Raw genomic sequence first — 13,657 nt, 5'->3', positions numbered from 1 at the left:
GTCCTCAGTGCGGCACTTTTTTTGACCGAGATTATCAGGCACGAGTCCACTGGGATTGCGCTTGTGGTTGGATGGATGACTCAATGTGAGTTAATTTACCACGAGACGGATTGCTTATTTCTAAACGTCGTTCTTCTCCAAAGCTTTTTCTTGTAAAATATGATTGCTATCACAATCTTGACAAGCGACTCTACATTCACTTTCCTTGAATAATTCTCTCCATTCTCGACCGCAGTTAATACAGTAGCAATCAATCAACTCTGTTTGAGAATTATCGATTGGTGTACTTACTACCTTTGATTGTTCACGGAATGAATCTTGTTGTTCTTTATATACGCGCGCTTTTCTAAGAGCCAACTGAACAGGTAGCCCACGTAGATACCACCTATAACAAGTACATAAAAACTTTTCATCTTCTCCTTCCTTTATTTGAGATGCAATTGCTTCTTTAACTTGGTTAGGAATAAGTTTAAGTAATGTAGGCAACCGTTTTGCAGTAAATTCATCTTTTCCTGACTTTAAAGAAAGATAATCATATAATTGAGCTTCTTCGCCTTTAGCAATCAATTTCAAAATTTTATCTTTCAAGCTAGAAATAGGAGTAACTGTGGGCAGATTTGAAGGTAAGTTCTCAAGGATCAACGTTGGATGCTGTAGTTTTGGCAGAGCTAAACCAGCAACAGCATCAGCCCGTTTATTTTGATTACGAGGAATCCACTCAATTTTGAAAAAATTAAACTGTTCTAATAAGCTTATTGCTTGTTCATATAAAGGTTTTAAATTATCCGATTTCACTGGAAGCAAATTATTTATCTGCTCTACCACTAATTGCGAGTCACCTTTAAATAGAACTCGCTCACAACCTAACTCCAATGCTTTTTTCCAACCAAGTATTAACCCAGAGTATTCCGCAAAATTGTTAGTTTGCCAGCCTAAAGTTTGACTAAACGTTATACTGTCACCACTGCACATATCTACTACTACCCCGCAAGCACACTGCCCTGGATTAGTGGGTCTAGTAGCTCCGTCAAAATAAATCGTACAGGAAAAATCATTATTCATAGGCTTTTGAATTCTACTTGCTTTCCAGAACTATTAATGAAAAACAAAATTAATCTATAACAATACAAGCTGTTAACAAGTCTAAATACATAAAACTTTAAAGTGTTAGATAATTATTACGATTGAATTGTTAATTAACGTTTAAATAATTACCTTACATTTTACTTTTCCAATAAAGTGAACCTCTAACGATTAATTACAAGTAAATCTTAGCAATTTGTGTTTCAGCGCTTTTTAGATACAAAATTAGTAGAGTCTGTGGCTGTTATTTCTCATCAACCTGTTCGCAAGTGGATCTACGCCTTTACGGGTAAGTATCGTACTAAACTCATATTAGAAATAATACAATTAAACGTTGTTTACTTAGGTAATAGCCGCCAACGTTACTGACCCAATTCGATACTTAACAGAAAATTCTAAGACATTGCCTACAAACTAACAAGCTAAGGATGCGTATAGCTCACTACAAGTAATTTTGGCAAAATTAAAATAAATTTTCAGTAATCCGCTTCAGCCGAATTATTACTTCCTAGTTTTAGTGTATTTTTTGTCACATTTACAACTCAAATACCTATTATTAAAACTTTTTTAGCACGTAAGTATTTACAGAGTCTTTATGCAATTCTTTATACGATTTACACCTGTTTGTTTGTTTTAAAAGCCACTATAGGTAAGAAATGTAGTTAAGTTGAGCTTGCACATCATGAAATGGACTAGCGATCACAATTGGTTAAACATAGCCGAGTATGTATCATTATCCAGTTCTTTTGCTGGCTTAATTGTGGCACTGACCAGCCAACAGCTAGTTTATGCTGCGGCTCCTTTAACATTAGCTATGTCTCTAAATTTTGCTAACAGGCAACGATTTCAACAACAAGTAAGGCAACAAAAAGCAACAATTTCTAAAGTGTGTCAAGAAACGCAACTTTTAAATAATAAAGTTCTAAGTTTACCTTCAGCAAACCAAGTCAATGTTTTAGAAGTTTCAATTAATCACTTAGAGCAAGCAATTGTAGACATTGATACTAAGCAACAAATCAATTCCTTAATAAAAGCTTTTAATAATCGACCCGAATTAAAAGAGGTTGACGATTTAAAAGAGTCTATTTCTTTACTGCATGATCGCATAATAAATTTACCATCCTTCACTGCGCCATTTGAACCATCTCATCTCACAGCACAGATGGAAAACTTAACAGAGCGGCTTGAGAATTTGCCTTTAGCTACCCTACAACAAGAGGTTGTAGAAGTACAGGAGTTAGTTAGGAGTTTAGATGCGAGTGCGGCAGAGTTGCACGATCGCACTCGAAATCTAGCTCAAATGCAACAAAATCTTGATACAGTGCAAGAAACAACTTGTAGTCTTAATCAAAGAACTACCCTTCTTGAGAACCGCATTGATACTTTTGAGTTATCGATAAAACAGCATTTAGATAGTCTACAGCAGCTAACAATTGGTTATATCAAGGCTGATGATTTTGAGCGTTTGAGGGCAAAACTGTCTCAAGAACTAACAGAGCAAATTGAAGCAACAGTTGAACAACGAGTAGCTGAAATTAACTACTTTCTCAAAGAAATTCAACCTAAGTACGAATACAAACTTGTATGCGATCGTGACCAAAGCCGATCTTTTTTATTGAAAGCAGCAAAGGAAGCCAAAGAGCGGTTAATTTTAGTTTGTCCCTGGCTCCACTGGGGCATTCGTTGGAATGATGGAGAACTGCTCAATCTCTTTTATAAGCTCCTAGGCAAGCCTAACTCCTCTATTGAAATTGGTTGGGGACATTATTTAGATATGGAAAATAAACAAGTTCGCTCTTCATCTACCTCGTTGCGTCAGAGCCTTAAAACTCATGGCAAAATGTATACGGCTTTGCCACAGCTAGAAAAATTGGAAAAAGATTACCCACAACAGTTCAAGCTTAAGCTCTTAGGAACTCATGAAAAGTTTTTAGTTTGCGATCGCGCATGGGCTATGTTGGGTAGTCATAACTTCCTCTCCTCTGGCGATAAATCTCAAGAGCGAGAAGTAGGCTTGTGGACTAATGACCCATATATTGTTAATGAATTAACCAAGCGCTTTGAAAAAGCTAAGGACTTAGAGCATCAACACGTTCATCTAGCAGTAGCTTCATGAAAGCTGGTAACAGTTAGTATTGTGCCAATTAAAAGGCTGTAACGCCAGTACCTCCATTTCTTAAATGAATTAGCACAATGGGGAAAAGAAATTGTTGTAGCTTCTAATTTTAATATTGGTTGCCACAAATGTAGTGCAGATTAAGGAGGGATAAGCGATGCTTTATAAACTAATGTTAGCCGTGACTATGACATTCACTCTTAACCTATTATTAGGAATGCGCCCACCTACAAACACTCAAACTGCCCTCAGCGCTAAGGTTGATTTCGCACAAATCTTAAAAATCCGAATGATTAATCTTGCCTCTATAGCAAATGAAAAGTAAAAACTGTCTAAACAAATGGCGCACCCCATGAAGTCCAATTTTCCTTGTTGAACGGTGATCGCCACCCTTCAATTAGTCCTAACTCCATCTGCTGCCTTGCTCTTGCCACCGTAGGTACATCCCACCAGAACGCCATATTAACTGCACATGAAAGCCCATGTTGGTAATGTAGACTTTTGTAATTATCTAAGTATCTTTTGCAGTTGCACCAAGGGTTGTTAGAACAGGCAAAATGTCTATTTCATTAACATACATTAACCTTTATGAGGCAAACTTTTAGCCTCGTCTTGTTATTCACTAACACTTCCTAATTACTGATCCTAGAAACTAAGCTTTTGAAGGCAATATAGAATTAAAAAATGTTGATGTTAACTATATACTGCTGTGTTCAGCACTTTCAATAATAGGACAAATAATATCTTCAGGAATTTTAGATATTGTTTCCCAGCCTGAAAGTAATCCTCCTAATTCTAGCTTGAGAATCTGTAGTTGCTGAATTTGTCGATCGATTTCTAAGACCTTATCTTCCAGCTTTGTTTTAATATCATCACAAGGTAAGTCGCCTTGGTCATGAATATCTAGAAACTCCTTAATTTCTAGCAAGCTTAATCCCAAACGCTGAGTGCGTTTGATAAAATTTAAGCGAGCAAAAATATCTAGGTCGAACAATCTAAATCCCCCTTCTGTTCTATTCGATGCCTTGAGTAAACCCAATTCCTCATAGTAACGAATTGTTTTGATCGGTACACCGCTTTCCTTCGCTACTAAACCAATTTGTTTTTGTGCTTCTTTAACTAACATATTCAACTCCTATAGAACTAAACCCCTGAATAGCTTCATCTGCATCTATCCTAAAATCTCTAGTCAACTTTAGAGTGAAAAGGCTCAACAACATTTGTAACCTAATACCAAGTTGCATTCACATAAGTAACTTTTTCTCCCTTACAACCTTGCTCAAAATGACCTAGTTAAACGCTATTTAGTATAAATTTCTCGGCAACGACTATCTGAAACAAAGGTGCAAATATGACAAACATTAGCTAAATTGCTCAGTTCAAGCTGATGCTTGAGACAAGAGCTTTTCTTTGCTAGAAGTATTAGAGTTTTGCACTTCTATTACCCCGCGAAACATATTCATCCCGCAGGCAAATTCATATTTTCCTTGTTGTGTGGGAGTAAATTCAATTGCTGTGACTTGATTGAGCGGCAAGTTCTGTGCAATATGGAAATCAGGCAATCGCACCTCCTCTAAACAACTACTAGGATCGCGCCGCAGGAAGTTAAGCCGTACTGGTTGTCCTGCTTCTACAACAATGCGACTCGGCTCGTAGCCACCATCAACAATGATAGTGACTTCCGCAACTCCCTGACGAGCTTTCACCTGCTGAGACTTGGGCTTGCTCAGGAGAAACCACCAGAGTTCTAGACCAATTAACCCTAGCCCACCTAAAGTGACACCTAATTTATTCCCCAATGGTTGTTCAATCCGGCGAAACTGCGTATTTTGCGCGGCTAGTTCAGTAGGCATTTCGGCTGCTAGCGCTCCTGATATTGCACCAAGCAAAAATCCTAATCCTGCCAGCGTACCAAAAAATGTAGCTTTTTTAAACATTTTTGTTGTTCCTTATTGCTGAAATTAAAAATTAAACAGTAACTTTGGGTTGGAAAGAACGCAGTCGTAGAGCATTGGTTACTACTGAAACTGAACTAAATGCCATTGCTGCTCCAGCAATGATGGGGCTAAGGAGCCAACCAAAGAAAGGAAACAAGATCCCGGCAGCAATCGGAATCCCCGCAACGTTATAGATGAACGCAAAGAAGAGATTTTGACGAATGTTTCGCATCGTTGCGCGAGAAAGTTGAATAGCCGTGACAATTCCTTGCAAGTCACCAGAGATGAGGGTGATGTCACTAGCAGCGATCGCCACATCTGTTCCTGTACCAATAGCAATCCCTACATCTGCCTGAGCTAAGGCAGGAGCATCGTTGATCCCATCTCCTACCATCGCCACAACCTTTCCCTCTGCTTGAAGTTGCTCTATAGTAGCCGCTTTTTGGTCTGGACGGACTTCTGCCAATACTCGTTTGATTCCCACTTCACGGGCAATTATTTCCGCAGTTCGCTGATTGTCTCCGGTTAGCATAACTACCTCCAAACCAAGCTTTTGCAGAGTATGAACAACATGAGCAGAAGATGGTTTGAGGGCATCAGAAATTGCCATTATTCCTTGCACTTTTCCGTCAACAGCAATCCAAATAACACTCTTGCCTAGATACTCCAACCTATCCCAGTGAGACTTTAAAGCTTGGGTATCAATTCCCAGTTCGCTCATCCAGCGCATAGTGCCAACCTGCACAAGCCCATTCAACACATTTCCTTGCACTCCACTCCCTGGAATCGCCTGAAAATTTTGTGCTACCGTCAATTCTACTGCTTGAGACTGGGCATACTGTACTACGGCTTCGGCTATTGGATGCTCTGAATTTTGTTCTATTGATGCTGCTAACTGCAATAATTTGAGTTCGTTATTGTTAACAGTCCCTTTGACAGTTACAAAGTCAGTTACTGTAGGTTTTCCTTGCGTTAATGTCCCAGTTTTATCTAAAACAATTGTTTGCAATTTGTGCGCTAGTTCCAAACTATCTGCACCTTTAATTAAAATGCCATTTTCTGCACCTTTTCCTGTACCAACCATAATTGATGTTGGAGTTGCTAAACCCAATGCACAGGGACAAGCGATAATTAGCACGCCTACGGTGGTAATCAATGCTAGGGTGACATTACCCATAAAGTTGTACCAGATGATAAAAGTAGCGATCGCTATGGCAATTACAGCAGGCACAAACCAGCCTGTAACCTGGTCGGCTAATCTTTGAATCGGTGCTTTAGAACCCTGCGCTTGTTGCACCAGTTTCACAATTTGAGCCAGAAACGTGTCTTTACCTACCCGCGTCGTCCGAAATTTAAAGCTGCCAGTTTTGTTGATCGTAGCTCCAATTACTTCATCACCAGGTTGCTTTTTGACAGCTACACTTTCTCCTGTTACCATTGCCTCATCCACTGTCGAGGAGCCTTCAATGACTTCACCATCAGTGGGAATCTTTTCACCAGGACGTACTAAAATAACATCGCCTAACTGAACTTCGGCGATTGGCACTTCCATCTCTTTACCATTGCGGACAATTCGGGCCGTTCTCGCTTGCAACCCCATCAGTTTACGCATAGCCTCGGAGGTTTGTCCTCTAGCACGGTTTTCAAACAACTTCCCTAATAAAATAAGTGTGACTACAACTGCTGCCACTTCGTAGTAAACGCTGGGAGATAGCCCTTGGGCAGTAAGAAATCCGGGAGAAATTGTAACAAATAGGGAATAGAAATATGCTGCACTGGTTCCCAGAGCTATCAACGTATCCATTGTGGCAGCGTGACGCTTCAAGGCTTTCCAACTGTTAATGTAGAAGGACTTGCCACACCAGAATTGCACTGGTGCAGTCAATACCGCTTGCAGCCAAAAATTATGCAGCCACATAGGTATAAAGGGAATGTGCAACCCCGTCATCACAGGGAGCGAACCAATCACCAGAATTGTACTAATGATGCCGCCAATCCAAACCTTACGTGTCAGTTGCCGCGATTCTGTTAGTCGTGCTTTACGTTCAGCATCATCATCTCCAGTAAGTATGTCTTGTTCTTGCACTGGTTGACCAGAGTATCCGGCAGCATCAATGGCATCTTGAATTGCTTCCAGGTCAGTTTTTTTAGAATCATAGGTGACAGTAGCTTGTTCTGCCCCAAAATTGACGCTGCATTCACTTACACCTGGAACAGAGCGGATTGCGTCTTCAATACTATTTGCACAGGAGGCACAACTCATGCCTCGCAATTTAAGCGTCGCGTTATTCTTATTCATCGCACACCTGCTTATTTTGACGACATTTAACTAACTTACTGGGCAACGGTATATCCAGCTAATGCGATCGCCTGTTTCACAGCAGCTTTAGATTGCTGTGTTTCAATATTGACAAGTTTTGTTTTTGAGTCAGCTTCGACTTTAGCTGTTGGATCGATAACTGTAATGGCGTTGGTGATGGTTGTTATACAGGCAGAACAAGCCATATTTGAGACTTTGAGTTGAAGTGTCATAGGTTTAGAAGTAAAGAAAAATAATTAGTTTAAGACCTAGCTTTATCTTGCAGTCTCCAGTGAGATGGAGAGTCAAGGGTGCAGTTTAAATCTCTATCTTTGGGAGTAGGTGTAAAAAATTGCGCTCGTTGCAGTTGTGTTGTATTTACCTGCTAATAAAGCAATAATCGTGGACAGTGTATAACCTACCCACGATTATTGCTTTAAGCTGGTTAACCCAGAATTGCAACGCTACATCATCTTTGTTTACAGGAGTTGAATCCCTACCTGTTAGATCGATTAGACGTATTTCGATTAGAAGTAGTCATCGCCTGAAGCAACTGTTGCATTTGGGTAATTTCCTCACTCTGACTCTTAATAATGTTTTGAGCCAGAGTCCGAATTTCACGATGTTGGGCGCTGTTAACAACCATGCCAGCCATCATCGTTGCCATTCGGTGATGGCGAGTCATTTGACGGAGAAATTCCCGATCAAAATTCTGGGCATTTTCTAACGCTTCCATCATCTCCCTGTCCATTATCTCCATCTGCATCATGGACTGCTCCATCCCGCTTTGCATTCCCATGTTCATGCCAGTACTAGGAACTTCAGTGCCATACCACTGTTTGTACCAAGTTTGCATTTGCTCGATCTCACGGGTTTGTTCTTCGATGATGGATTGAGCCAGCTTTTTGACTTCAGGGCTTTTGGCTCGGTTTAAAGCCATTTGTGCCATTTCCTTAGCACTTTGATGATGTGGAATCATCATTTCAATAAACGGCTTATCAACTTCAACCCTCATTTCCATCCCACGCTCCATAGGACTTGTATTTGCTGGAGAAGTCTGCACCAGCTTCTGCTCGTGGGCATTAGTTTTGTCGCTAATGGAAGCAGTAACAATACTGCTTGTTAATAAAGCAACAAGAGTGGAAATAGCAAATTTTTTGTTCATTGTTTGGCTTACTTCTATTTAGGTACAAATCGTTCTTTAGTGCAGGCTCTTTAATAGAAGATAAAATTTTGCCTTTGCTGCTCTCTTAGCAAAACTTATCTGAAAATCAATTTCCTGTTCAAGCTTAAAGTCTCTAGTCAACTAGAGAATTAAGTTAATCAACTATTTCTAAAGATAGATAGTTGGCGATCGCAGCAATACTAATTAATTGGAAATGTTTATTTATCAATTACTAACTGCCCATCAAAGGACAACCAGCAAATACAGTTACTTACGCAGCCATAGCTGTAACCATTTGACGGCAAGTTTCAGCACAACGACGGCAAGACTTTGCACAGCGCTTGCAATGGTCGTGGTCGTGCTTTTCGCATTCAGCAGCACAGCGATCGCAAGCTTCGGCACAGACGCTGCACAATTGAGCATGGAGGTCTGAGTTACGGGACATGAAACGAGCGCAGATGTCGCAAGTGTCAGCACAATCTCTACACAGTTTGATACATTGAGCCATCATTTGCATCATGTCGCTATTTAAACAGGCAGTGGCACAGTTTTCACATTCGCGCAGGCATTCAAAACAAGCTTGAATGCAAGTTTCAAGTAAAGATTCGTGAGATTGAGATGTACTCATTATTCAACTCCAAAGCAATAAATTTAACTGAAGACAATAGTTTTATTTCTTCGTTTTCAGCTTAATAAAGTTATGTTTTCGCTTACGTCTACCAAATGGCGAGTTAACTATTTCTTTCTATGGAAGTATAGAGATTTCATCTGGATTTCATTTCTGTATGTTTAAGGATTTTAGCTACTACTAAAGTTCCAAAAATTTTATAGTAATTTTATTTCCTATAAGAAATTAAAGTATAGGTGAAGAAATAACAAGTTCTGTAACCGAACAAACAACACAAGGAACCTTGAGTTAAGTAATCATAATGCTCCTTTTAGGAAAAAGTAGTTGCACAATATTGATAAATCTCATTCAACCAAACTCAACTCATAGTCAAAATGGATGAGTTAGCTTTACATCTAAAATAAAATCTTCGTCACCCATTTTAAAATTCTATAACTTCATCCATTCCTGGTTTCAATGAATACTATATTGAACGATTTTATGATTCCTCTAACTAATATTCAATGATTTCATTCTAATTTCATTTCTCCATGCGAATCTAGTTAATAGTAACTGCACCACTAAAGAGCGGTTTTTAACCAATCTATTAGGAATACAAAATAATGGCAAGAAGACTTTTTACGGCTGTCTTAACTTTGATAGTTACTTCTTTTAATCCTGCTGCTTATGGAAAATCTCTAGCAGCCATTGATAGAGTTCCTCGTATCGTTAGCTCTGTGCAATTTCCTCAGAGTAAGTGGAGGATTGTGAGACATTCTTTTCAAGTTAATATTCCTCAAGGTAGTAATGCCGTCTCCCAGTTGTTAATCAGTGTTCCTCAAGGTTTGACTCCAAGTAATAATATTAATGTATTTGACAAGTATGGAAAGATAATTGCTAATAGCATCTCTAAAGACGGTAAGAAAATCACAATCTCTTTTTCTGAACCAGTGGCTCCTGGAAACAGGTTGAAAGTGATTATGAAAAATGTAAAAATTTTAGGGCGTTCTAATGCTTGGCTTTATCCAGTCTCGGCTAGAATTATTGGCATGAATGCAAATATTCCTTTAGGAATAGCCCGATTTAGAGTTTATTTTTAATAACTAGAAATTTAAGTGTGATAGTTAAAATTTCATTTTGATTTCATTTAAGACTGCCAAACTAATAATAAGAAGAACATTCAGTTAAATATTCAAGGACTAATGCAATGAAAAAGTTAATTTGCGCTACTACTTTTACCTTAGCGATTCCTATCGGAATAGCCTCACTTTACGCCTTTTCAGTGCCTGCCTTTGCAGGAGGAGTATTGCGCGAGGCTAATGCGCCTCACATTGTACACAGCAGCGCACACCCAAACGGTACTCGCGTGCCAAATACTACACATCATTTTGAAGTACACGTCCAGGGTAAAGAGCTATCACAACTCTCTTTTGAAGTACCAGACGGTGTTGAGGTCAGCGATCGCATTATGGTTAGCGACCAATCTGGTAAAAAAATCGACTCTACTGTCTCTATTAAAGATAAAAGAGCTACAATTGCATTTTCTCAACCTGTACCTCTAGAAACAACACTATCAATTTCAATGAAAGGTGCTAAAGTCTCCTTTCTTTCACAAGGGCGTACTTTTCTATATCCAGTTTATGGTAAGAGTGTTGGTATGACTCAAGAGATACGCATAGGCATCGCTCAGATTCAGACTTATTAGCCGATTGATGAATAGCTCCCAGTCCTTAACTAAAATAAGAGGACTGGGAGCAGCAAATGTAAAGGATAATTAGAGTGATATGAGGATTCTCTTAGTTGAGGATGAGCCAGATTTAGGTACTGCTATTAAACGAACCTTGAACCAAGAAAAATATGTAGTTGATTGGGTTCTAGACGGTAATACAGCTTGGGATTATTTAGATAGCAAGTGGACACATTATACACTTGCTATTTTCGATTGGTTATTACCAGGAGTATCAGGGATAGACTTATGTAAGCGGCTACGCCTGCACCGTAGTTCTCTACCTGTTTTGATGCTGACGGCTAAAGACCGAATGGAGGATAAAGTTACTGGTTTAGACGCAGGGGCTGATGATTATTTGGTGAAACCTTTTGGTATGGAAGAACTATTGGCACGCTTACGCGCTCTTCAGAGGCGATCGCCGCAAGTTCAACCCCAACACTTACAAATTGGAGGTCTTAATTTAGATTACGGTACTCATACAGTTTATTTTCAGAATATATCAGGTGATAAGCAAGTTATTTCTGTGACTACTAAAGAATTTCAGTTATTAGAGTATTTCATGAAGCATTCAAATCAAATTGTTACCCGCGATCAAATTCAAAATCAACTCTGGGAAGTGAATGCAGAAGCTACCAGCAATGTAGTAGCGGCTCAAATACGTCTGTTACGCCGCAAGCTTGCTCAGATAGGTTGCGATGACTTGATTGAAACTATACATGGTATAGGATATCGTCTTAACCTCAGCTATGAACGAAAATAGGCTCTTTTTTCAGACCCGTTGGCGGATAGCTGCATCTTATGCAGTTGTGATGGGCTTGATTCTAAGCTTATGTGGGTTGGGAGTTTATCAGGCTATTGTCCATGCTCATTGGCAAACTCTGGATAGAGAGTTAGAATTTGTCGCTGGAACGCTGCACGATAGTGTTGAAAGTACACTGAAGCAACCAGGACGCTTAGAAGCTGCTACTCAAAAACTCTTGCCAGAGCAGATGGAGCAACGCCATGTTCTGGGAGCAGTTCATCAAGGTGATTACTACATTAGGTTTTTAGACCGTTCTGAGCGGACAATTGCTTTCGCTGGTTTACAGCCTGAAGGACTGCCTCTTACATCGGCGAAAGCTACTTGGTACACTCCCTGTGACAAAAGAGGAAATTGCTATCACCAAATCTCTCTAACGCTACATACTCAGGATAATATTCCCTGGGGATATATGCAGATGGGGCGGTCGCTGAGGGATATCAATGAATATCTTGCTAACGTAAAACTAATTTTGCTCTTAGGTTTACCTATCGCTATGATTTTAGTTGGTGGTTCAAGTTTGTGGCTAGCTGGTTTAGCAATGCAACCAATTTACCAATCCTATAAGCAGATACAGCAATTTACAGCCGATGCTGCTCACGAGTTAAGAACACCTCTAGCGGCTACACGGGCAACAGTTGAATCGGCGTTGCGGACACCGCATACATTCAACCCAGAAGTCCAGAATATTCTCCAAACTGTAGAGCGTCAGAATCAAAGGCTTACTGGGCTTGTTGCTGATTTATTGCTACTAGCTCATATGGAACGACGAACACCTTTGCGAAGTCAGCTTTGTTGCCTTAATGACATTGTTAATGATTTGGTAGAAGAACTAGCAGCTATGGCGATCGCCACAGAGGTAACACTGCTCTCTAATATCCGAGTATACAAACCATTATATGTTGTAGGCGATGAAGAACAATTGTATCGCCTGGTTTCAAACTTAATTGTTAATGCTATCCAGTACACATTAGCGGGTGGTAAGGTAACTGCGATCTTGGAGCGCAGTGACCATCATGCTCTTATAAAGATTCAAGATACAGGTATCGGGATTTCAGCTAAGGAACAAAAGCGGATTTTTGCTCGGTTCTATCGTGTAAATAGCGATCGCTCTAGAGCATCGGGAGGCTCTGGGTTAGGACTGGCAATAGCCCAAGCTATAGTTCAAGGACACCAGGGCAGTTTACAGGTACAAAGCGAATTGGGTAAAGGTAGCACTTTTATCATCCGCTTGCCTTTAGGAGTTACTTCTTCCAAAAGCAAAATTCGCAGTTATTAACTTCTCGATGTCTTTTGTCAGAGTAGGATTTCATCTTGATTTCATAAGGTTCTGTCAATCTGATTTTAGTAAGCTGGAAAGGTATTGATAGCCTCCCTCTAAAAGAGAAAACTATCAACTATATCTACTTGTAGGCTATCTACATCTACTGATCAAAACTAAAACGACCGTCTGCCTTTTGCCCACCAATCTCGGAACTAATTTTTACTTGATGCTGACCAGCTACCTTTCCAGGAAGCAAAGCTGTGTAGTGCTTTCCGCTAGCGTCATAAGAAAAAGGAAGTGTTTTTTGAGTTCCGTCTGGTAGTTGAACTTGAGCCATGACTTTGGCATTGGGAATTGCCTCGTGATTGTCACCTTTTTGCAAATACAAATCCAAATGCGTCCCCTCAGCTTCTGTCTCAGTTACTAATTCCAAGTGGTATGCACCTGATTCTACAACTTGACCTCCTGCTTGAGGTGCTTTTGCAGACTCGGATTTCTCAGCACCAGTTTCCCTACTCTGCTGCAACGATGGCTGCGTTGATTGGGCAGCACTTGGGCTGCTACTAGGATTGGTAGCTTGGTTTGTGTTACTACAAGCTCCTAATCCTATGAATCCCAAACTTCCTAGAACAATTAAGCTAATCATTGATAATTTCAT

At 39.9% G+C, this 13,657-nt stretch carries 15 protein-coding genes; 6 read left to right on the top strand and 9 right to left on the bottom strand.

All coding sequences use genetic code 11. The annotated features are described in order from the left end of the window. Positions 1-120 precede the first annotated feature (120 nt). On the bottom strand, positions 121-1,062 hold the full coding sequence (locus C7B70_RS16175; protein ID WP_106370043.1) for a ribonuclease HI family protein: 942 nt from the start codon (positions 1,060-1,062) through the stop codon (positions 121-123). 703 nt (positions 1,063-1,765) lie between these two features. On the opposite strand from C7B70_RS16175, the gene C7B70_RS16170 reads away from it, so the two are divergent. Both C7B70_RS16170 and C7B70_RS26415 read left to right on the top strand, forming a co-directional pair. Next, positions 1,766-3,199, top strand: coding sequence for a phospholipase D-like domain-containing protein (locus tag C7B70_RS16170; protein ID WP_106370042.1), 1,434 nt, complete (start codon positions 1,766-1,768; stop codon positions 3,197-3,199). Between the two features lie 157 nt (positions 3,200-3,356). Next, positions 3,357-3,524, top strand: a complete 168-nt coding sequence (locus C7B70_RS26415; RefSeq protein WP_158260511.1) for a hypothetical protein — start codon at positions 3,357-3,359, stop codon at positions 3,522-3,524. Positions 3,525-3,531: 7 nt separating this feature from the next. Here C7B70_RS26415 and C7B70_RS28405 read toward each other — a convergent pair whose 3' ends face one another. From C7B70_RS28405 to C7B70_RS16135, 7 genes are all read right to left on the bottom strand, one after another. Beyond that, a complete protein-coding gene (locus C7B70_RS28405) occupies positions 3,532-3,660 on the bottom strand; it encodes a hypothetical protein (RefSeq protein ID WP_255409345.1) in 129 nt (42 codons plus the stop codon). A 236-nt stretch (positions 3,661-3,896) separates the two neighbouring features. Beyond that, positions 3,897-4,325 (bottom strand): heavy metal-responsive transcriptional regulator, encoded by a 429-nt coding sequence (locus C7B70_RS16160; RefSeq protein ID WP_106370041.1) that lies wholly within the window; start codon positions 4,323-4,325, stop codon positions 3,897-3,899. 253 nt (positions 4,326-4,578) lie between these two features. Beyond that, positions 4,579-5,136 (bottom strand): cupredoxin domain-containing protein, encoded by a 558-nt coding sequence (locus tag C7B70_RS16155; RefSeq protein WP_106370040.1) that lies wholly within the window; start codon positions 5,134-5,136, stop codon positions 4,579-4,581. Positions 5,137-5,167: 31 nt separating this feature from the next. After that, a complete protein-coding gene (locus C7B70_RS16150; RefSeq protein ID WP_106370039.1) occupies positions 5,168-7,435 on the bottom strand; it encodes a heavy metal translocating P-type ATPase in 2,268 nt (755 codons plus the stop codon). A gap of 35 nt (positions 7,436-7,470) precedes the next feature. Further along, positions 7,471-7,668, bottom strand: coding sequence for a heavy-metal-associated domain-containing protein (locus C7B70_RS16145; RefSeq protein WP_106370038.1), 198 nt, complete (start codon positions 7,666-7,668; stop codon positions 7,471-7,473). A gap of 263 nt (positions 7,669-7,931) precedes the next feature. Further along, complete coding sequence (locus tag C7B70_RS16140; RefSeq protein ID WP_106370037.1) at positions 7,932-8,600, bottom strand: DUF305 domain-containing protein; 669 nt, start codon at positions 8,598-8,600, stop codon at positions 7,932-7,934. A gap of 271 nt (positions 8,601-8,871) precedes the next feature. Beyond that, positions 8,872-9,228: a four-helix bundle copper-binding protein gene (locus C7B70_RS16135; protein WP_106370036.1), complete on the bottom strand. Its 357-nt coding sequence runs from the start codon at positions 9,226-9,228 to the stop codon at positions 8,872-8,874. A 602-nt stretch (positions 9,229-9,830) separates the two neighbouring features. Between C7B70_RS16135 and C7B70_RS16130 the strand changes: the two genes are divergently transcribed. The 4 genes from C7B70_RS16130 to rppB all read left to right on the top strand — a co-directional run bounded on the left by C7B70_RS16130 (position 9,831) and on the right by rppB (position 13,014). Continuing rightward, positions 9,831-10,307 (top strand): DUF2808 domain-containing protein, encoded by a 477-nt coding sequence (locus C7B70_RS16130; RefSeq protein ID WP_199192305.1) that lies wholly within the window; start codon positions 9,831-9,833, stop codon positions 10,305-10,307. Positions 10,308-10,414: 107 nt separating this feature from the next. Then, on the top strand, positions 10,415-10,912 hold the full coding sequence (locus C7B70_RS16125; protein WP_106370034.1) for a hypothetical protein: 498 nt from the start codon (positions 10,415-10,417) through the stop codon (positions 10,910-10,912). A gap of 79 nt (positions 10,913-10,991) precedes the next feature. Further along, on the top strand, positions 10,992-11,696 hold the full coding sequence (gene rppA, locus C7B70_RS16120) for a two-component system response regulator RppA (protein ID WP_106370033.1): 705 nt from the start codon (positions 10,992-10,994) through the stop codon (positions 11,694-11,696). After that, positions 11,683-13,014 carry a two-component system sensor histidine kinase RppB gene (gene rppB / locus C7B70_RS16115; RefSeq protein WP_106370032.1) on the top strand — a complete coding sequence of 444 codons (1,332 nt, stop codon included), beginning with the start codon at positions 11,683-11,685 and terminating at the stop codon, positions 13,012-13,014. Before rppA ends, rppB begins: the two co-directional genes overlap by 14 nt. Before the next feature lie 145 nt (positions 13,015-13,159). Here rppB and C7B70_RS16110 read toward each other — a convergent pair whose 3' ends face one another. After that, positions 13,160-13,657: a hypothetical protein gene (locus C7B70_RS16110; RefSeq protein WP_106370054.1), complete on the bottom strand. Its 498-nt coding sequence runs from the start codon at positions 13,655-13,657 to the stop codon at positions 13,160-13,162.

Origin of the sequence: Chlorogloea sp. CCALA 695 (assembly GCF_003003885.1) — a bacterium.
Lineage (GTDB): Bacteria > Cyanobacteriota > Cyanobacteriia > Cyanobacteriales > Chroococcidiopsidaceae > Aliterella.
This window is presented reverse-complemented; position numbering and strand designations above follow the sequence as displayed.

Excerpts from the sequence above, each read along its gene's own strand:
- C7B70_RS16175 (WP_106370043.1), bottom strand. The coding sequence starts at position 1,062 with ATGAATAATGATTTTTCCTGTACGATTTATTTTGACGGAGCTACTAGA.
- C7B70_RS16170 (WP_106370042.1), top strand. The coding sequence starts at position 1,766 with ATGAAATGGACTAGCGATCACAATTGGTTAAACATAGCCGAGTATGTA.
- C7B70_RS26415 (WP_158260511.1), top strand. The coding sequence starts at position 3,357 with ATGCTTTATAAACTAATGTTAGCCGTGACTATGACATTCACTCTTAAC.
- C7B70_RS28405 (WP_255409345.1), bottom strand. The coding sequence starts at position 3,660 with ATGGCGTTCTGGTGGGATGTACCTACGGTGGCAAGAGCAAGGCAGCAG.
- C7B70_RS16160 (WP_106370041.1), bottom strand. The coding sequence starts at position 4,325 with ATGTTAGTTAAAGAAGCACAAAAACAAATTGGTTTAGTAGCGAAGGAA.
- C7B70_RS16155 (WP_106370040.1), bottom strand. The coding sequence starts at position 5,136 with ATGTTTAAAAAAGCTACATTTTTTGGTACGCTGGCAGGATTAGGATTT.
- C7B70_RS16150 (WP_106370039.1), bottom strand. The coding sequence starts at position 7,435 with ATGAATAAGAATAACGCGACGCTTAAATTGCGAGGCATGAGTTGTGCC.
- C7B70_RS16145 (WP_106370038.1), bottom strand. The coding sequence starts at position 7,668 with ATGACACTTCAACTCAAAGTCTCAAATATGGCTTGTTCTGCCTGTATA.
- C7B70_RS16140 (WP_106370037.1), bottom strand. The coding sequence starts at position 8,600 with ATGAACAAAAAATTTGCTATTTCCACTCTTGTTGCTTTATTAACAAGC.
- C7B70_RS16135 (WP_106370036.1), bottom strand. The coding sequence starts at position 9,228 with ATGAGTACATCTCAATCTCACGAATCTTTACTTGAAACTTGCATTCAA.
- C7B70_RS16130 (WP_199192305.1), top strand. The coding sequence starts at position 9,831 with ATGGCAAGAAGACTTTTTACGGCTGTCTTAACTTTGATAGTTACTTCT.
- C7B70_RS16125 (WP_106370034.1), top strand. The coding sequence starts at position 10,415 with ATGAAAAAGTTAATTTGCGCTACTACTTTTACCTTAGCGATTCCTATC.
- rppA (WP_106370033.1), top strand. The coding sequence starts at position 10,992 with ATGAGGATTCTCTTAGTTGAGGATGAGCCAGATTTAGGTACTGCTATT.
- rppB (WP_106370032.1), top strand. The coding sequence starts at position 11,683 with ATGAACGAAAATAGGCTCTTTTTTCAGACCCGTTGGCGGATAGCTGCA.
- C7B70_RS16110 (WP_106370054.1), bottom strand. The coding sequence starts at position 13,657 with ATGAAATTATCAATGATTAGCTTAATTGTTCTAGGAAGTTTGGGATTC.